Source organism: Acinetobacter sp. AM, assembly GCF_003105055.1.
GTDB lineage: Bacteria > Pseudomonadota > Gammaproteobacteria > Pseudomonadales > Moraxellaceae > Acinetobacter > Acinetobacter tibetensis.
The window spans coordinates 1-16,530 of record NZ_QETG01000008.1; the positions used below are offsets into that span (position 1 = coordinate 1).

Sequence of the window (16,530 nt, forward strand, 5' to 3'; positions counted from 1 at the left end):
AACTCAGAAGTGAAACCTCTTAGCGCTGATGGTAGTGTGGGGTTACCCATGTGAGAGTAAGTCATCGCCAGCTCATTTATTCAAACACCCCCTAACCAATGTTAGGGGGTGTTTTTTATTGCATAGGTTTTTATTAAAAAATTAATAATACTTTAGCAGAGGGGGATAATAATAATTAGAGGATTTTATCGTTATTTTGAAATAACTAAAGAGGAGATAATAAAAATTAATGAGAAGCTTAAAATGCTGGTTTGAGATGTAAAATAATGATTAGAAAGATTTGGCTTTTTAATCCACTCGTTATTGTATGAAAATTATTATAAATAACCTTAAAGTTGCTACTTATAACTGTAAGGCTATTTCTTCGGTGTTTTTTAAATCAAAGATTAAAAATCTGAAATACGATTACTGGCAGTTTTTAAGGCATAAAGGAGTTGTCCTAGTAACACATCTTTTTCAGCAAGAGTCACAATAATCATTGGATGCTTGTTTGATGTAATAGAGGTGAGAATAGCTTTGCCATTCTCAGCATCTAAGGTGATGGATTGACAGCCTTCCAAATGAATTTCATTCATAAATGCTGCGACCATTGCGAGGATTGAGCTGCTCACGGCTGCAAGCTTTGTGCTATTGTAACCGTCTTTTTTATGGACATGAGCCAGTTCAAAGCCATCAGTGCTACAAAGCATCACATAATTGACACCACGGACATTCATCAGTAAGTCGTGAATTTCATCTTTGGCGAATTGAATTAACTCTTTGGGTGCCGTACGGTTTTGCTCTAGAGTAAACATATCAAACCTCTATTCAATTAATTAGCAATGTTGGAGTTAATTTCAATGGATGTGATTAACGCCTCTAATAATAAGAGTACATCTTCTTTCTTGCGTGCATCAATAAAATATAATGGTGAAAACAAGTCATTTTGTAATAACCAGTCTTTATAAATCCCTGTAGATTTTGAATTTTCAGAGATGAGATCGGTGTGGGTAATGCCGATCGAGATATTGTCGGTAAAGTTTTGGAAAGTTTCTAAGTAGCTTTCGAGTTCCTGAATAGGATCTTCAGAATGATGGTCGATAAGAATCACTGCACCGATTGCGCCTTTCGTAATCGCTGACCAGATAAAGTCAAAACGACTCTGCCCAGGTGTTCCATAGAGTCCGATAGTGACATTGTCATCTAGAGTGATTTCTCCGTAATCAATGCCAACTGTAGTTTCCATTTTGCTATGGCGTTGAGAATCTGTATTAAAAGCTTCAGTTTGCAACACTGGAATTTCTGATAATGATTTAATGGCTTCAGTTTTACCAGCCCCCATACCTCCAGCAAAAACAATTTTGAACCGTTGTAATATCATGATATTTTCCTATATGCCCAATTTTTTTCTTAATTTTCCAAAGAAACTTTTAATAAATCCTGAGTCTTCAGTCGTGACTGGAACTTCTGGTGGATTAAAGTGTTTATCCCAAATGTTGATTCGGGAAAGATTATTGGCTGCAATATTTGCTGCTATGAATCTTTGAACTGTTTCTAAAGGAATATTTAATTGAGTTGCAATTTTTGAAACTTTCCCTCCTTGAATAAAACAGCTAGAAAGTTGGAATATAACTTTTCGATCTAGGTCTTGAGAAGGTTTTGGCCACATATGAAGCTTAAAATGGCCATCTTCTGGTGCAATTTCTTTTAAGAATAAAGGGGAATCCCAAAAGAATTGCCATAACCAGTCATTTAAAAGATAAGTCTGTTTTCTTGAAACTTTCATAAAACTACTGGTGCTGGCAATATCATAGCCAAAACCAGAATCTGTAAAAGCCTGTTCTCGTTCTGTATTGAGCCAAGCAATATTTTTTTTGACATCGATAATTGCAATTGTGCCTAAAGTATCGAAAAGATGTAGTTTTGAGTTGTGCTCTTTGTCGAGCATCTTACTGAAATATTCGAGTTTATACGGGGTTTTCTTAGGATTAACTTCAAAAATATGATCGTTCGGATTTTCGAGTGATGTATTGAGCAAATGTTGTAAAATCCAGTCAGAAAAACTCTGTGGATTAACAATAGGTAAAGATAAGGTATTTTCCTGAAGGATATTCTCATTGTTATTATTCTTGGTAATTTTTAACCAAGGAAAATTACGGCTTTGAATTATTTTTTGAATACCGTCAGTTTCATAGAAATTTTCATGTATAAATAAGCAATCGATAGTGGGGTCTGCTGCTGTACTCCATTTAATTTTATATTCTTGTGGAATGAGATTACGTAGCTGGGTTTTGAGTTCTTCAGAATGATGAATACTTAAACCAGTTATCGCAATATTAAGATATTGCTCTGTCATACTATCTCTACACATCTAACAAGTTGAAACGGTAATCCCCCTTTTTAGACAATTCAAAAAGGGGGCATGTTGAATCATGAGAAATCTAAACCTTTCTCATAACTTTTAAGTTCATGACGTGCCATTGCAAGATTTGCTTTGGAACGCTCTAATACAAGGTATAAAAAGAGTTTTTCATTACCTTCTAATGGGCGAATTAGGTGATACTGTTTGCCGAGGGTGATCAATATATCTTCAATTGTATCGTTCAAATTTAGTGCATTTGCAACACGACGTTTTGAACGTACAACTTCAGTATTTCCTGCTGCAGCTAATTCAAGATCGATGTCACCCCCTCCCTGTGTTGCTAAAGCCAAACCGCTTTCCCCATCAACTAATGCAGCTGCATGGAAACCATCAATTTCTGATAATGCTTCTAATGATACTCTAGCCATATTGATTCTCTTATGTTTTTTGCATTTTTTGGATTGATTTAACTTGGTATCAAATCCATTTGATTATATGAATGGCACTAAAATATTATCAACAGAAATTATTTTTCTCTCTAAAAGCATCTGACAATTTGGGTCTATATCCGATTACGGCACTCAACTTAATTGTGACTTGAGTCTCATAATAAAGATAGGAATATGAATAACCATATGGATTTGGATGTCATATTATGACTATAATAGAAGTGTAACAATGTGTAAATTTTACCGGGCGGTCAAAAATAAAAAGAGGACTAATCAAATAAATTGATAAATAATTGAGACTAAATTTTTTTTTATAAAAAAGAGAGTGCAATTATGATTTAATCACACTCTCTTGTCATCTCTTATACAAACATCTGAGTTGCAGCAGAATAAAGTACCCATAAAATGGCTAAAGCGACAACTGGTTCTAAAATTTTAGCCCAAGTTGGAACCACAGTTTTTTCAACTTCAGTTACTTGTTCATGATGCTCTACAACATTGTTCTGATGAACCATTTGATTAAACTCCTTCATAGTTTCCTCTAATGATAGCTCTTCTTCGGGCATCGGTTTAGATCCTTTGAGCTCTGTTAGCTCACTTGTTGACCAAACCCAGTCAGCTGCTTGCCCAGACAAATGTTCGACTTGCCCTGTAATCAGTTCACGTAAGCCTTTAATGCCATAATGACCTGTATCATCTAATTGTTTTAATTCTGCTAACTGTAAAGACAAAACTTCCGTAATTGTATGTTCAAATTCAGCTTTCTTTAAAGTGGAATGATTCTGGTCTGAAGTGGTGAGGTGGCGAGCAATATCAATAATATAAAGTTGTTCTTGGGATTGAATTTCTTGATAGAGTTTATTTTCATCTTTACGCCATAAGGTAATCAGTTTGGCAAGACTGAGCGTATTAATTTCTGCCAGATGTGCTTTACGCTCACTCGACTGATATTGATTCAGAAGCTCTGGCTTTTGAATGTGAATTTGCTCTGCAAAATATTGTACTAAGTCAAAAGCCATATTGCTTCCTCTTGTTTTAATCTAATAACCTCAAGCTTGGCTTTTTCTTGGGTTGTTCTTGGTTTTGTTCAGGTTCTGATTTTAAATCATCTTGCTGAATTTGAACATTTTCATATTCATTTTGATCAAAAAATAAGCCTTGCCCATTTTCACGAGCATAGATACCTAATACTGCATATAGTGGCACATAAATATCACGAGATACACCACCAAAACGTGCACAGAAGGTAATTGCATCGTTACTCATATGGAGCTGATGTACCGCATGTGGCACGATGTTGAGGACGATTTGACCATCTTGAATGAATTGTTCAGGGACCATGGTGTTTGGTTGTGTCGCATCGACTAACAAGTATGGCGTGAGATTGTTATCACAAATCCATTCATAAATAGCTCGGGCCAAATAGGGACGGGTAGGAGATAAGTTGGTTTCCTGTTCAGACATTATGGTTTACTCGGTGGCGAAGATAAAAACTTGCTATAACGATTTTTTTCCTGCAAGGTCAAAGATTTGATAAATGCAGGTCGTTGGAAAATACGTTGACAGTATAAGAGGATTGGGCGACATAATTTATGCGGTAATTCTATTCCCATAGAATCTAAGCGTAAGAAAATGGGCGCTAACATACAATCTAAAATTGTAAAGTTATCCGACATAAAATAAGGATAATGTTGGAACAATGGTGTAAGAGAAATCAGAGTGTCTCTTAATCGCTTCTGTGCTTTAGCGCTATCATTTTTATTGAGGCTGTCTGGATGACGCAACATGATATCGGCTAATTTCAACCAATCTTGTTCAAAACGCCAAATATATTGACGCTGTTCGGCACGTGGTGCTGGTGCATCAGCATACAGTTTATTTTGACGATAGCGATCATCTAAATATTCCGAAATGATATTGGTGTTAAATAATTTAAGATCATTTTCAATCAACATTGGAAGTTGATGATAAGGGTTCAGGCTCGCCAGATCTTCATCGTCGTAATCGAGCAAGATGAGATTAAATTTAATCTGCTTTTCGGCAAGCACATAACGAATCCAATGCGAGCGAAAATCATCAGCGTGACTATAAAGGGTAATTCCCTGAATGGGAGTTGCAGGATTTTCTAAAGACATAAGTCTCAAAAATTTTGATTGATCATATAGAATACTAAAATTAGCGTCGGAAATCACGCCATGCTGAATAATATGCTGCTTATGAGCAGATTTATTCTCAAATAAACCAGAAAAGAGAAAAGCAAATGAGACAATCTCATTTTACAGTTGTGTTTGGGATTGTGTGCTTTGTGATAAGTGTGGATTTAGCATCGGTTTAGGTTGTTGATAAGATGTTAGAGATGGTATAGGGGATTGTGGTAACGGGTGATTGATTAAGCTGTCAGATGCTGAAATTAAAAAAGCAGTAGAGTTCGAAGAGTGTAAACGGCCGAATTACTCTTAAAAGACCATCAATTTTTTAAGGTCTATAAAGTAGATGGGCAGCATAGTTGTCAAATGTTGAAGTATGCCAGTGGTGATGTAGAGATGTTTTGTTCTAAGCCAGAAGAGTTTTACTTAAGATATAAAAAAACCTCGGGAAATCCGAGGTTTTTTTGTCCGATTCGGTAAGCGAATTAACGTTTAGAGAATTGAGGACGTTTACGAGCTTTACGTAAACCAAGTTTCTTACGTTCAACTTCACGAGCATCACGAGTAACGAAACCAGCTTGACGAAGAGCAGGTTTTAAAGTTTCGTCAGAAGCGATCAACGCACGAGTAATACCGTGACGGATAGCGCCAGCTTGACCACCGATACCACCACCAGCAACAGTGATGTAAAGGTCATACTTTTCAGTAACGTCAAGAAGCTCTAAAGGTTGACGAACAACCATACGAGCAGTTTCACGACCGAAGTATTGCTCAAGAGTACGGTTGTTAATTACGAGCTTGCCTGTACCAGCTGACAAGAAAACACGTGCAGTTGCGGTCTTACGGCGACCTGTACCATAATTAGTAGCCATGTGCTGTATCCCTTAGATGTCCAAAACTTGTGGCTGTTGAGCAGCGTGTGGATGCTCTGTACCTGCATACACTTTCATTTTCTTGATCATTGCATAACCAAGAGGACCTTTTGGTAACATACCTTTAACAGCTTTTTCTAAAACCGCTTCAGGTTTGTGAGCGATTAACTTTTCAAAGTTAGTCTCACGGATACCACCAGGGAAGCCAGTGTGGCGATAGTATTTTTTATCAAGTGCTTTTTTACCAGTCACTTGAATTTCTTCAGCATTGATTACAACGATATAATCGCCAGTGTCAACGTGAGGAGTATAAGAAGTCTTGTGCTTACCACGTAGACGACGAGCGATTTCAGTCGCAAGGCGACCTAAAGTTTTGCCAGAAGCATCAACAACGTACCAGTCGTGTTGAACTTCAGCAGGCTTAGCGCTGAGAGTTTTCATTAAACCACTACCTATTATAGTTGGTTTGGACTATGGAATCTGTCCAAACAAAAGGAGACGCGATTCTAAACGAATACGTTAAGAATCACAAATGAAAATATAAAATTTCAAGAGCCGTATTCTAAGGTATTTCCCCGTATAAAGGAAGAGAACGAAGTTTATTCTTTTTAAAAAATACAAATATGGTCATGGCATATATGCCGAGGCTGACGTTCGGATAAGAACAAAAAAGAATAAAAGGGTTTTAGCTTTTGAAATACAGGCTGCTGATAGCGTTTGAATACTTTGTGTTTTATACAATATATTGTTTATTCTTTCTTTTTTTGATTTCAAACTTTGCCCCGTGATAAGGTTTTTCAGTCAATTGAAATAAGCGCAGTTAGAATTGAAATAAACAAGCTTTAGATATGCGTTTTGTCATTCATCGATCTGGAAATAGACGTTGTATAATGAGCGACATGCATTTTCTCTGAGTTGCTTATGCTTCCTTTATATGTCACCAGTGGTGAACCTGCTGGAATTGGTCCAGATATTTGTTTGAGTCTTGCAGGACGTATAGACGAGCGTCCTATTGTGGTCCTTGGAGATCTCAATTTATTGCGTCAGCGTGCAGAATGCTTAGGTATTTCCGTTGAGCTGATTGAGTATTCAGGTCAAGAAAATTCATCGCTTCTCGGTCAACTTTATGTGGAGCATATTGCTTTAAATCAGACTGTGGTTTTGGGTGAGCTGAATCCTCAAAATTCGGCTTATGTTTTAGAGCAACTTCGTCGCTCGGCGGAGTATGCCATGTCTGGAAAAAGTGTTGGTGTGGCGACTGCACCTGTACAAAAATCAATTATTAATGATGCAGGCATGCATTTCAGTGGACATACTGAATATTACCAAGAGTTTGCTGGGGTTGATCGTGTGGTGATGATGTTGGCAACCAAAACTTTGCGTGTCGCGCTTGCCACAACGCATTTGCCATTAAGAGCCGTGCCAGATGCGATTACTCAAGAACGCTTACATCAAGTGATAGATATTTTACTGCATGATTTAAAAACCAAATTTAAAATTTCGAACCCTAAAGTATTGGTTTGTGGATTGAATCCTCATGCTGGTGAAGGCGGTTATTTGGGTATGGAAGAAATTGAAATTATTAATCCTGTGTTGGAAAGCTATCGTGCTCAAGGAATCAATCTGAGTTTAAGTTTACCTGCGGACACCTTGTTTACACCTGAGAATTTGAAAGATGCTGATGCTGTTTTGGCAATGTATCACGATCAAGGTTTACCTGTGCTAAAATCACAGGGTTTTGGTGAAGCCATCAATATTACTTTGGGCTTACCGTTTATTCGTACTTCTGTAGATCATGGCACAGCACTCTCCCTTGCAGGCACAGGACAGGCAAAAAGTTCTAGCTTGAATGTTGCTGTAGACTTGGCTTTAGATTTAGCTCGACACTGATTTATTTAATCAATCTCACGTTGGAAATGTTTTATGTATCAAATTAATGCGCTTAACCCGAAACAAGAAGGGCATCAGGCTCGTAAACGGTTTGGTCAAAACTTTTTGCATGATCAACGTGTCATTGCGAAAATTGTACGTTCAGTGAACCCACGAACTGGCGATAATATTGTTGAAATTGGCCCTGGTTTAGCGGCATTGACTTCACCCTTAATTGGCGAATGTGATGCATTAACTGTGGTTGAACTAGACCGTGATTTGGCGGCAGGCCTACCAGGGCGTGTACCTCATCCTGAACGTTTAACCATTATTGAAACGGATGCATTGAAATATGATTTCACTAATTTATTTGAAGAGGGGCGTCCGCTACGCGTGGTAGGTAACCTGCCGTATAACATCTCGACACCACTTTTGTTTCACCTCTTGGAATTTGGTGACAAAGTTAAAGATATGCATTTCATGTTGCAAAAAGAGGTGGTGGACCGTATTACCGCAGAGCCAAATACGAAAGAGTACGGGCGTTTATCGGTGATGATTCAGTATTATTGTAAGCCAACTTTTTTGTTTGAAGTGCCACCAGGTTCATTCAACCCACCACCTAAAGTGACATCTGCTGTTTTCCGTTTGGAGCCTTATGCAACCAAACCGATTATTGCCAAAGATGAAAAAGCTTTAGCGCGTTTGGTGTCGCATGTGTTTACTCAGCGTCGTAAAACGCTACGCAACAGCTTAAAAGGGATGTTGCGTGAAGATGGTTTTGAACAAGCGGGTATTGATCCAATGGCACGTCCTGAAACATTAAGCTTGGCTCAGTTTGTGGCTTTAGCCGATCAAATGGTGTAACCATGGCGCGTTACAATTATGTCATTGGCGATGTGCAAGGCTGCTTCGAAGCATTAAAAGCATTATTGAAGTCCATTCAGTTTGATCCTGATCAAGATTTTATCTGGTTTGCAGGCGATTTGGTCGCACGTGGTGAAAACTCAATTGGCGTATTACGCTTTATTAAAAAACTGGTAGAGCGCGGTTCTGCTGCGACGGTATTGGGTAATCATGACCTGACACTTTTGGCATGTGCACGCGGCTTGAAACAAGTGAAAGATAAAGACCGTACCCGAGATGTGATTGATGCTATTGATAGTGATGATTTGATTGATTGGTTACGCAAGCAACCGCTTTGCTTGTTTCCGAACGAACAGACTATTTTGACGCATGCGGGTATTCCATGTATTTGGACAGCGGAACAAACCGCAGCTTTAGCGAAAGAAGTGGAAGCTGTTATTGGTCATGAAGACTTTACTGTGATGGATGCCTTCTTAAAAGAAATGTATGGTACGCATCCTGATGTGTGGTCGGATGAGTTAAACGGAAATGCGCGCTTACGTTGTATTACCAATTATCTGACGCGGATGCGCTTAAGTAATGCTGAAGGGCGTTTGGAGTTTAGCTTTAAAGATGCGCTTGAAGATCCGATGCCTGAGGGATTTCAACCTTGGTTTGAATTTGAATCGAAAGCCACTGAAACCCATCAGGTGATTTTTGGCCATTGGGCTGCTTTACAAGGTAGAACGATTAATCCACATATCCAAAATGTAGATGGTGGATGTGTCTGGGGTAATCAATTATTGGCGTATCGTTTGGAAGACCAAGAGCTTTTTGCAGTCGATAATCCTGTGATGAGTTGAAAAAAAGCCACGATTTCGTGGCTTTTTTTGACTTTATTGGATGCTTACCCAAGTTTGACTACGTCCCAAAATAGAAGCTCCAATATAGGCGCGCAGGGATAAACGCTTACCAGAAGGGTTGAGTTTCATTTTGGCATCATAGATTTGACCATTCAGTGGATCAACTACAAGACCTTGATTGGAGCTAGATGTCCCTCAACGCTTTTTAGTCCTTTTAACACAGTCATTCCTAAAATCGGTTTATTGATATAAGGGGTAGGGCAATTCACACAGTTGGGCGGAGGAGAATAGTCAGGTCGTTTGATTAAATCAATCACAGTACCAGAATGAGTATTATTCGATTCTTTCCAAATTTCGATGGTGGCTTGGGGATTCCCTGACCTATCATCAATGTGTTGCCAAACGCCAGTAATATCTTGTGCAAAAATAGAACTTTAGATAATCATTGAACCGAAAATAACAATTGAAGCAGCAATTTTTTCATTTTTCTATCCATTAGAAATAATTTACGTTGTTATATCCTTGTAAAAATATGTTAGGTAAGTTGTATATGCACTGCAATGAGAAAACGGTTCAAGTGAGAACTTATAGTTTATTGGATTTATGCTTGATTTTTATTTGCTTAGAGTATGTTGGAAATCATGTTGGATTGAGCTGAAACCGCCCAATCCATTTTTTAATAAGCGCTTATTCAATTCTTAACCAAGTTTGATTGCGCCCTAAAGCGGAAACACCCAAATAGGCACGCAAAGATAGGCGTTTACCTGTTGCACTCAGTTTCATTTTCGCATCGTAAAATTTACCTGACAGAGGATCAATCACACGCCCTTTTTCGTAATTATTCGTGCCTTCAACATATTTTAATCCCTTTATGATTTCCATACCTAAAATGGGTTGGTTTGTATATGGGGCAGGGCAATTGTTACAACGCTCACGCGGGGTATAGCCTGGTCGAGGGGTGATTTTAGTGATTTTCCCCGTATAGGTATTGTTTGATTCTTTACGAATTTGAATAATTGCCTTTGGTGAGCCTGACTTATCATCAATTTGTTGCCAAGTACCCACAATATCTTGTGCAAATGAGATCGATGTTGCAGAGAAAAGCCCTACTAAAATACCCAAGGAGATGATTTTTTTCATTGATTCCCTATTTGTGTAAAAGTGACGTATTTATATAAATTACGCAGATATGTTAAGTAACTTATTGGTTTGTCCCGATAAAACCAACTAAAAAGAATAAACTTACTAGTCAATTTGTCATAAAGATATGCTTTGAGCGCATAAAAAAGCCGCCTTTAAGGCGGCTAAATATGCTAATTTTTTATTCTTGACGAATCCAAGTTTGGCTACGTCCGAGTGCAGAGATTCCAACATATCCGCGCAGGGTCAAACGTTTGCCATTGGCACTCATTTTGGCTTTGGTACTGTAAATTTTGCCAGAAAGTGGATCAATAATTTTGCCACCCGAATAATTTAAACCATTTTCATGCTTTAACCCTTTGAGCACATCCATACCTAAAATGGGCTTATTGGTATAAGGGGCTGGACAATCAATACATGTGTCTTTTGGTGTATAGCCCGGGCGTGGAGTCACTTTCACAACTTTAGCTGTATAGGTACCATTCGATTCCTTACGAATTTCTAAAACGGCTTTAGAAGATCCTGTTTTATCATCAATGTTTTTCCATGTCCCTGAAATATCTTCCGCAAAAGCCATGCTACTAAAAGCAGATAAAACAAGTGCGCTGATAAATTTAGCTTTCCCCATCATAAATTCCTTTTTACTGACTTAATCGACTAAACAAAATCTATCTTAGGGATGTTTTCTGTACAAAACAACCTTTGGAATGCTCTGTTAGTCACATATTTTGCACGTAAAGTATGAAAGTTGGCAGCCAAATTGCGGTGAAAACGGCATTTACTGCCATGCCAAATGCTGCATAGCGACCCGCGACACTACCTCGTTGCCAAGCTTGAGCTGTTCCAATGGCATGCGCAGCAAGACCTAGCGCCAGTCCTGAGGCACGCTCATCATTAATATGGCGTAAAATCAGTGGAGAAAATGCCGCACCAATGACACCTGATAAAATTACAATCAGGATGACTAAAGTGACTGGTGCGTGCAATAACGTCGCAATATTGATGGCAATTGGTGTGGTTACCGCACGGGTCGCAAAAGCCATAATAGTTGAATCGGTCATATGCAACAGATACGCCAAACCCATGGGAAGTGCAACGGCACTGATGCTTGCAAAAACCAAGATACTGATGATGGCTTTAGGGGGTAAATCATCATAACGCATGGCAGCTAAAGGAATGGCGAGTGCAACCGTGACATAACCGAGTAAGTGACTAAAGATGGCATTGGTTTGCTGCATATAGGATTCGTAAGGAATGCTGAACAAAAATAGCAAACCGATCACAAAAAACATACCGATGACAATCACGGGAATTTGTGGAATTTTTTTATTGATTGGTTTAGCACATAGATAGGCAATAAGTGTAATGAGAAATCCAGACAGAATTGAGAACATGTGATTTTCCTATAACCAGCGCTTTGCCATTTTGGCGTAAACCCAGAGTGGAATGAGGGTACTCACCACCAGAATCAGCACAAATAAAGGAATTTCACTACCCATCTGTACCAACATCAGTAAAGAACCTGCACTAATGGGTAAAAAGGCAAAGGCACTTTCTTTCATGATTTTATTGTTGGTATCGACCAAACGCGCAGGGACTTTACGGAACTTGCGCCAGATTAAAAGCAGTATCAGCAGGCTGATGAGTCCAATTAAATTGCCCAATTCAGGATGATTGAACTGCGTCATGATCCAGACGGAAAATTCACGAAACCCGACAATCAGTGTCAGAGTACCCATCCATGCAGGCCAATCTATTGTTTTTACCCAATCCATGATTTGTCATTACATTTTAAAATTTTACTTATCACGTTTTAACCGATTTAAGGTTTGATTTCAAATTCCTCTAGCGTTCTCTTGAACAGGGCCGCTTTCTCTCCCAGAATTTCATCAAGAGGTAAATGTGCCTGACGAATCAGTTGTTCCAATTTTGCAGGTGCAATTTTAACGTTCAGATGTAGATTGCCTTCATCATCATAATGTTCGGATTGAATCACATTGAGCGTATAGAGTTGGGTACGGAATTTGCCATAAGCGGGTTTGAGTGTCAGTTCAAAGTTTTGAATTTGTCCCATCAGACATTCATGCACCGCTTGTTGTAACAACTCGATGCCTTGTCCTGTATGGGCTGAGACATACACCCGTTCTGGGCAGTTGGGCTGGCTATACACAATTTTTGCATCTTCAGCACTTTGGTCAATTTTGTTGTAAACGCGAAGTACAGGTACATCAGCCCCAATTTCTTTGAGGACTTTTTCAACTGCTTCAATTTGTTCCAACATTTCTGGACTACTCGAATCAATCACATGCAGCAACAAGGTGGCTTCTAGTGTTTCTTCTAATGTGGCTTTAAATGATTCGACTAAAGAATGAGATAGATTTCGTACAAAACCAACGGTATCTGCCAAGACTACGGTGCCAATGCCTTCCCAAGAAAGTCGACGTAAGGTCGGATCTAAGGTCGCAAATAGTTGGTCAGCCGCATACACATCGCTGTTGGCCAAGACATTAAACAGGGTGGATTTGCCTGCATTGGTATACCCAACCAAGGATACCGTAGGAACAGCGGCTTTTTGACGTGCAACGCGACCTTGTAGACGGGTTTGTCGAACTTTATCGAGTTTGGCTTTGAGTTGCCCCATGCGAATTTTTAAAAGACGACGATCTGTTTCGAGCAGGGTTTCACCAGGGCCGCGCAAACCGATCCCGCCTTTTTGACTATCTAGTGTCCCGCGACTGCGAATCAAACGGGAGGATAAGTGTTGTAATTGAGCCAATTCAACTTGTAGCTTACCTTCAAAGGTACGCGCACGCTGAGCGAAAATATCCAGAATTAATTCATTCCGATCAACCACACGGCATTTGAGGATGTATTCGAGATTACGGGCTTGTGCAGGCGTTAATGCATGGTCAAAAATGACTAAGTCGGCTTCATATTCTGTAACCAGTTCAGCAATTTCTTCGGCTTTGCCTGAGCCAATGAAAAGTTTGGCATCGGGTTTAATACGCTGTGCGTGTATATGTGCCAATATTTCAGCACCAGCCGATTGAGCCAGCAAATTGAATTCTTCGGCATCAAGATTTTCCAGCATTTGCACAGAAACGCTGACCAGAATAATGCGTTCACCACCTTGATGACCTTTAATATTTGCCACTCAGCCATTTCTCCACTTTAAAATTCTATTCTAGTGGAAAAAGGGCTGGGATGCTTGAGATTCGTTGATTTATAACGTAGCAGCGAATAATTTTGCAAACAGAATGATGGCAGCAAAATACAGAATACTAAAGCCGATGACCACTTGTAGTGTATGTAACCAGTGGTGGGATGACTTGGATTTTTGAGGTGATGTATGGGTTCGCATATGTTACACCTATTCATTTTAATGCTTATAAAATCATCATAATGAAGTTGTCATTTGAATTAAAATTGGATTTTGTAATGTTCATATTCGGTTTTTATAATCAATGCATGTGGGGAATGAACCGTATAGAATGAAGCAAAGTTCATCAAATACTCACAAGGTTTTGCTGGTTAGTCAAAATATATGAAAGAAAATTCAGCTGCTCAAACGTCTTCATTGAATCCAATTTCCAAGCTGTTCTTGTATGGTCGAAAGCTCAGTTCGGGCTTAGGCGTGGTTTCGGAAGGATTTTATCTGGTTGCCCGTCATGGGTTATATAAAGACCCGAACAATGCCAATAATACTCGCTACGTTCAGTATTTTTGCCGTCAATTATGCAAGGTATTCAATCTTGACGTTGAAGTACACGGTACGATTCCGCGTGAACCTGCCTTGTGGGTCAGTAATCATATTTCTTGGCTCGATATTGCAGTATTAGGTTCTGGGGCACGCGTATTCTTTTTGGCCAAGGCTGAAATTGAAAAATGGCCTGTGTTTGGAAAACTGGCCAAAGCGGGTGGAACTTTGTTTATTAAACGAGGTTCGGGGGATTCAATCAAAATTCGCGAACAGATTACCAACTTCCTTAAACAAGATATTCCTGTGTTATTTTTTCCTGAAGCAACCACTTCCGATGGCACACGGATTAAAAAAGTACATGGGCGAATTTTGGGGGCAGCGATTGAGGCGCAGCGACCAGTTCAGGTCTGTGTGATTTGTTATGTGAATCAGCAGGGTGAGTTAGATATGGTGGCGCCGTTTATTGATGAAATCACCTTTGCTGATCATATTAAAAAAGTGTTAGAAATGCCGAAAGTGACTGCACATTTGTTAACTTTGCCGATGATTGATACTGAAGGGCACACGGTCGAAAGTTTAACCGCAACCGTACAACGTGAAATGAACGTGGGTCTAGTGCAGTTACATCAACGAGTGTTACATTCGGTACAAGCAACGTCCAACCGTGCTTTGGTTTAAGCACAGTTGGAAACAAGGGTATTACATAAAGCCTTCTACAGGTAACCAAGAAATAAACTTAACCCCAGCTTTGTGCCACCATTTCATTTTAGGTTCTTTGGTGTACGTTTTGATATTTCCATTCGGATGCGTGAGTTGCCAATTAATTTGATTATTGGCATCTAAAACCAGTTTATAGGCATATTTCGATAGATTTTGGTCCATGGTTTCATGCACCGCTTTAGCCAAAGGTGGGCTATTTAAAATTACCCCAATTTCAGTATTGAGATACGCTGAGCGTGGATCGAAATTAAAAGAGCCAATAAACACTTGGCTTTCATCAATCGCTAACATTTTGGCATGTAAGCTAGAGTGGCTGAGTCCTCTTAAACTGATTTTGGCTTTTTGTGAAAGCTCTTCTGTATTGCGATACCAGTTTTCTTGTTCAGGAGCGGCCAGAAACTCATACATTTGCACGCCATTTTCTAAAAGGTCTTGGCGATATTTTCCATAAAATGCATGGACTAAAGCCACGTCATTGGCAATAAAGGAATTGGTCAACACGCGAACCTGAACCCCTTTTTGCGATATTTTTCCGAGAATATCCGCCCCTTTCTTTTCAGGTACAAAATAAGCGGAAACAATATCTAAACTTGAGTTCGGCGTTTCTAAATACGAAATGAGTTGGTGATTTAAATAATCTTCTGGTGCAGCTTTGTCGCGTGTTTTATTGGGAGAGTCTTTCACGACTTTGGCTTTGACCCAGTCAAATTGAATACTATGATCCAACCATTGCTCAAAAGCTTGTGAGCGATTGGCTAAGTCGAGGTAATTTTGTACCGCAGTATCGGCATAGTGTTGGTTGACTTGTTGTTTTAAACCTTCATAGCGTAAGGTGTACTTTTGTGGATCAACAATTTGATTGACTGGATAAGCATAAGCATCATTCCAGTATTCATTGAAAGATGATGCAATTTCATCTGAAGCCGTGCCGACCAACATGACATCAACATCAGAAAACTGATAATGATCACTCACATTATAGTATTGATTGCTCATGTTCCGTCCACCAATTAGGGCAATCTGGTTGTCGACAATAAAGCTCTTATTGTGCATGCGTCGATTGACACGTTTTAAATCCAGCAAGATATCCATCGCACGGAAGTTACGGAAACCATAAGGATTGTAGAGTTTGACATCGATATTACGGTGCTGTGCCAGTGCTAAATAAATGCCTTCCATTTTGCCTGCGTTATTGTCATCAATCAGCAGGCGGACTTTGACGCCACGATCAGCCGCCTGAATAATCTCACGCAAAGCGATTGCACCAATTTTATCGTTGTCCCAAATATAATATTGTAAATCTAACGTTTTTTCGGCACGCTCAATAAGGTGAATCCGTGCAGCCAAAGCCTCCAACGGGTCACTCAGGACATGGAAACCGGTTAAATTCGGATTTTGTTTACGTAACGGATCAATAATTTTGGCTAATGATGTATGAGAAGTGTCAATATCAAATGAATTGACTACAGGTTGTGGCGTATATTGGGGGAGAGTCGAGCAAGCAGGTAAACCGAATAATAAACTGCTACAAAGTAAAATTACTGCCTTGGATGAGGTCTTCTTTTTAACGACAGACATCTGACGCT

General features: G+C 39.3%; 19 protein-coding genes and 1 pseudogene. 4 read left to right on the forward strand and 16 right to left on the reverse strand.

The window, feature by feature from the left end:
• Positions 1 to 386: 386 nt before the first annotated feature.
• The 9 genes from DCO44_RS05755 to rplM all read right to left on the reverse strand — a co-directional run bounded on the left by DCO44_RS05755 (position 387) and on the right by rplM (position 6,250).
• Complete coding sequence (locus tag DCO44_RS05755; RefSeq protein ID WP_116759935.1) at positions 387 to 794, reverse strand: roadblock/LC7 domain-containing protein; 408 nt, start codon at positions 792 to 794, stop codon at positions 387 to 389.
• A gap of 17 nt (positions 795 to 811) precedes the next feature.
• On the reverse strand, positions 812 to 1,360 hold the full coding sequence (locus tag DCO44_RS05760) for a GTP-binding protein (protein ID WP_116759937.1): 549 nt from the start codon (positions 1,358 to 1,360) through the stop codon (positions 812 to 814).
• Positions 1,361 to 1,369: 9 nt separating this feature from the next.
• Positions 1,370 to 2,335, reverse strand: a complete 966-nt coding sequence (locus tag DCO44_RS05765) for a hypothetical protein (RefSeq protein WP_116759939.1) — start codon at positions 2,333 to 2,335, stop codon at positions 1,370 to 1,372.
• Positions 2,336 to 2,409: 74 nt separating this feature from the next.
• Positions 2,410 to 2,769 (reverse strand): hypothetical protein, encoded by a 360-nt coding sequence (locus tag DCO44_RS05770; protein ID WP_016165410.1) that lies wholly within the window; start codon positions 2,767 to 2,769, stop codon positions 2,410 to 2,412.
• 383 nt (positions 2,770 to 3,152) lie between these two features.
• Positions 3,153 to 3,809 carry a hypothetical protein gene (locus DCO44_RS05775; RefSeq protein WP_116759941.1) on the reverse strand — a complete coding sequence of 219 codons (657 nt, stop codon included), beginning with the start codon at positions 3,807 to 3,809 and terminating at the stop codon, positions 3,153 to 3,155.
• A 16-nt stretch (positions 3,810 to 3,825) separates the two neighbouring features.
• On the reverse strand, positions 3,826 to 4,254 hold the full coding sequence (locus DCO44_RS05780) for a ClpXP protease specificity-enhancing factor (RefSeq protein ID WP_116759944.1): 429 nt from the start codon (positions 4,252 to 4,254) through the stop codon (positions 3,826 to 3,828).
• Positions 4,254 to 4,925: a glutathione S-transferase N-terminal domain-containing protein gene (locus DCO44_RS05785; protein WP_104441104.1), complete on the reverse strand. Its 672-nt coding sequence runs from the start codon at positions 4,923 to 4,925 to the stop codon at positions 4,254 to 4,256. The genes DCO44_RS05780 and DCO44_RS05785 overlap by 1 nt, the downstream gene beginning before the upstream one ends.
• Positions 4,926 to 5,422: 497 nt before the next feature.
• The gene (gene rpsI, locus DCO44_RS05790) at positions 5,423 to 5,809 is read right to left on the reverse strand and encodes a 30S ribosomal protein S9 (RefSeq protein ID WP_004829853.1); all 387 of its coding nucleotides are present in this window, start codon (positions 5,807 to 5,809) and stop codon (positions 5,423 to 5,425) included.
• A 12-nt stretch (positions 5,810 to 5,821) separates the two neighbouring features.
• Complete coding sequence (rplM, locus tag DCO44_RS05795; RefSeq protein WP_004695096.1) at positions 5,822 to 6,250, reverse strand: 50S ribosomal protein L13; 429 nt, start codon at positions 6,248 to 6,250, stop codon at positions 5,822 to 5,824.
• Positions 6,251 to 6,730: 480 nt separating this feature from the next.
• Here rplM and pdxA point away from each other — a divergent pair, with 480 nt between their 5' ends.
• The 3 genes from pdxA to DCO44_RS05810 are packed head-to-tail and all read left to right on the forward strand — an operon-like array spanning position 6,731 to position 9,384.
• A complete protein-coding gene (gene pdxA, locus DCO44_RS05800; RefSeq protein WP_116759946.1) occupies positions 6,731 to 7,699 on the forward strand; it encodes a 4-hydroxythreonine-4-phosphate dehydrogenase PdxA in 969 nt (322 codons plus the stop codon).
• 33 nt (positions 7,700 to 7,732) lie between these two features.
• Positions 7,733 to 8,542: a 16S rRNA (adenine(1518)-N(6)/adenine(1519)-N(6))-dimethyltransferase RsmA gene (gene rsmA / locus DCO44_RS05805; protein WP_116759948.1), complete on the forward strand. Its 810-nt coding sequence runs from the start codon at positions 7,733 to 7,735 to the stop codon at positions 8,540 to 8,542.
• 2 nt (positions 8,543 to 8,544) lie between these two features.
• Positions 8,545 to 9,384: a symmetrical bis(5'-nucleosyl)-tetraphosphatase gene (locus tag DCO44_RS05810; protein ID WP_116759950.1), complete on the forward strand. Its 840-nt coding sequence runs from the start codon at positions 8,545 to 8,547 to the stop codon at positions 9,382 to 9,384.
• 33 nt (positions 9,385 to 9,417) lie between these two features.
• On the opposite strand, the pseudogene DCO44_RS05815 reads toward DCO44_RS05810, so the two are convergent.
• From DCO44_RS05815 to hflX, 6 genes and pseudogenes are all read right to left on the reverse strand, one after another.
• Positions 9,418 to 9,812, reverse strand: a pseudogene (locus tag DCO44_RS05815) (DUF2147 domain-containing protein).
• A 259-nt stretch (positions 9,813 to 10,071) separates the two neighbouring features.
• On the reverse strand, positions 10,072 to 10,524 hold the full coding sequence (locus DCO44_RS05820; protein WP_116759952.1) for a DUF2147 domain-containing protein: 453 nt from the start codon (positions 10,522 to 10,524) through the stop codon (positions 10,072 to 10,074).
• 181 nt (positions 10,525 to 10,705) lie between these two features.
• Positions 10,706 to 11,152, reverse strand: coding sequence for a DUF2147 domain-containing protein (locus tag DCO44_RS05825; protein ID WP_116759954.1), 447 nt, complete (start codon positions 11,150 to 11,152; stop codon positions 10,706 to 10,708).
• Positions 11,153 to 11,243: 91 nt separating this feature from the next.
• Positions 11,244 to 11,918 (reverse strand): LrgB family protein, encoded by a 675-nt coding sequence (locus DCO44_RS05830; protein ID WP_116759956.1) that lies wholly within the window; start codon positions 11,916 to 11,918, stop codon positions 11,244 to 11,246.
• 9 nt (positions 11,919 to 11,927) lie between these two features.
• Positions 11,928 to 12,299: a hypothetical protein gene (locus DCO44_RS05835; RefSeq protein WP_116759958.1), complete on the reverse strand. Its 372-nt coding sequence runs from the start codon at positions 12,297 to 12,299 to the stop codon at positions 11,928 to 11,930.
• A gap of 47 nt (positions 12,300 to 12,346) precedes the next feature.
• Complete coding sequence (hflX, locus tag DCO44_RS05840) at positions 12,347 to 13,678, reverse strand: ribosome rescue GTPase HflX (RefSeq protein WP_116759960.1); 1,332 nt, start codon at positions 13,676 to 13,678, stop codon at positions 12,347 to 12,349.
• A 390-nt stretch (positions 13,679 to 14,068) separates the two neighbouring features.
• On the opposite strand from hflX, the gene DCO44_RS05845 reads away from it, so the two are divergent.
• Positions 14,069 to 14,902 (forward strand): lysophospholipid acyltransferase family protein, encoded by an 834-nt coding sequence (locus DCO44_RS05845; RefSeq protein ID WP_116759962.1) that lies wholly within the window; start codon positions 14,069 to 14,071, stop codon positions 14,900 to 14,902.
• A 21-nt stretch (positions 14,903 to 14,923) separates the two neighbouring features.
• Here DCO44_RS05845 and DCO44_RS05850 read toward each other — a convergent pair whose 3' ends face one another.
• Positions 14,924 to 16,522 (reverse strand): phospholipase D family protein, encoded by a 1,599-nt coding sequence (locus DCO44_RS05850; RefSeq protein WP_116759964.1) that lies wholly within the window; start codon positions 16,520 to 16,522, stop codon positions 14,924 to 14,926.
• Between the last annotated feature and the right edge of the window lie 8 nt (positions 16,523 to 16,530).

Bases quoted from the DNA above. Each gene is read 5' to 3' on its own strand.
- DCO44_RS05785 (WP_104441104.1), bottom strand. From the start codon at position 4,925: ATGTCTTTAGAAAATCCTGCAACTCCCATTCAGGGAATTACCCTTTAT.
- DCO44_RS05830 (WP_116759956.1), bottom strand. From the start codon at position 11,918: ATGTTCTCAATTCTGTCTGGATTTCTCATTACACTTATTGCCTATCTA.
- rplM (WP_004695096.1), bottom strand. From the start codon at position 6,250: ATGAAAACTCTCAGCGCTAAGCCTGCTGAAGTTCAACACGACTGGTAC.
- DCO44_RS05835 (WP_116759958.1), bottom strand. From the start codon at position 12,299: ATGGATTGGGTAAAAACAATAGATTGGCCTGCATGGATGGGTACTCTG.
- DCO44_RS05820 (WP_116759952.1), bottom strand. From the start codon at position 10,524: ATGAAAAAAATCATCTCCTTGGGTATTTTAGTAGGGCTTTTCTCTGCA.
- pdxA (WP_116759946.1), top strand. From the start codon at position 6,731: ATGCTTCCTTTATATGTCACCAGTGGTGAACCTGCTGGAATTGGTCCA.
- DCO44_RS05755 (WP_116759935.1), bottom strand. From the start codon at position 794: ATGTTTACTCTAGAGCAAAACCGTACGGCACCCAAAGAGTTAATTCAA.
- DCO44_RS05780 (WP_116759944.1), bottom strand. From the start codon at position 4,254: ATGTCTGAACAGGAAACCAACTTATCTCCTACCCGTCCCTATTTGGCC.
- DCO44_RS05765 (WP_116759939.1), bottom strand. From the start codon at position 2,335: ATGACAGAGCAATATCTTAATATTGCGATAACTGGTTTAAGTATTCAT.
- DCO44_RS05810 (WP_116759950.1), top strand. From the start codon at position 8,545: ATGGCGCGTTACAATTATGTCATTGGCGATGTGCAAGGCTGCTTCGAA.
- DCO44_RS05825 (WP_116759954.1), bottom strand. From the start codon at position 11,152: ATGGGGAAAGCTAAATTTATCAGCGCACTTGTTTTATCTGCTTTTAGT.
- DCO44_RS05775 (WP_116759941.1), bottom strand. From the start codon at position 3,809: ATGGCTTTTGACTTAGTACAATATTTTGCAGAGCAAATTCACATTCAA.
- DCO44_RS05770 (WP_016165410.1), bottom strand. From the start codon at position 2,769: ATGGCTAGAGTATCATTAGAAGCATTATCAGAAATTGATGGTTTCCAT.
- rpsI (WP_004829853.1), bottom strand. From the start codon at position 5,809: ATGGCTACTAATTATGGTACAGGTCGCCGTAAGACCGCAACTGCACGT.
- DCO44_RS05850 (WP_116759964.1), bottom strand. From the start codon at position 16,522: ATGTCTGTCGTTAAAAAGAAGACCTCATCCAAGGCAGTAATTTTACTT.
- DCO44_RS05845 (WP_116759962.1), top strand. From the start codon at position 14,069: ATGAAAGAAAATTCAGCTGCTCAAACGTCTTCATTGAATCCAATTTCC.
- DCO44_RS05760 (WP_116759937.1), bottom strand. From the start codon at position 1,360: ATGATATTACAACGGTTCAAAATTGTTTTTGCTGGAGGTATGGGGGCT.
- rsmA (WP_116759948.1), top strand. From the start codon at position 7,733: ATGTATCAAATTAATGCGCTTAACCCGAAACAAGAAGGGCATCAGGCT.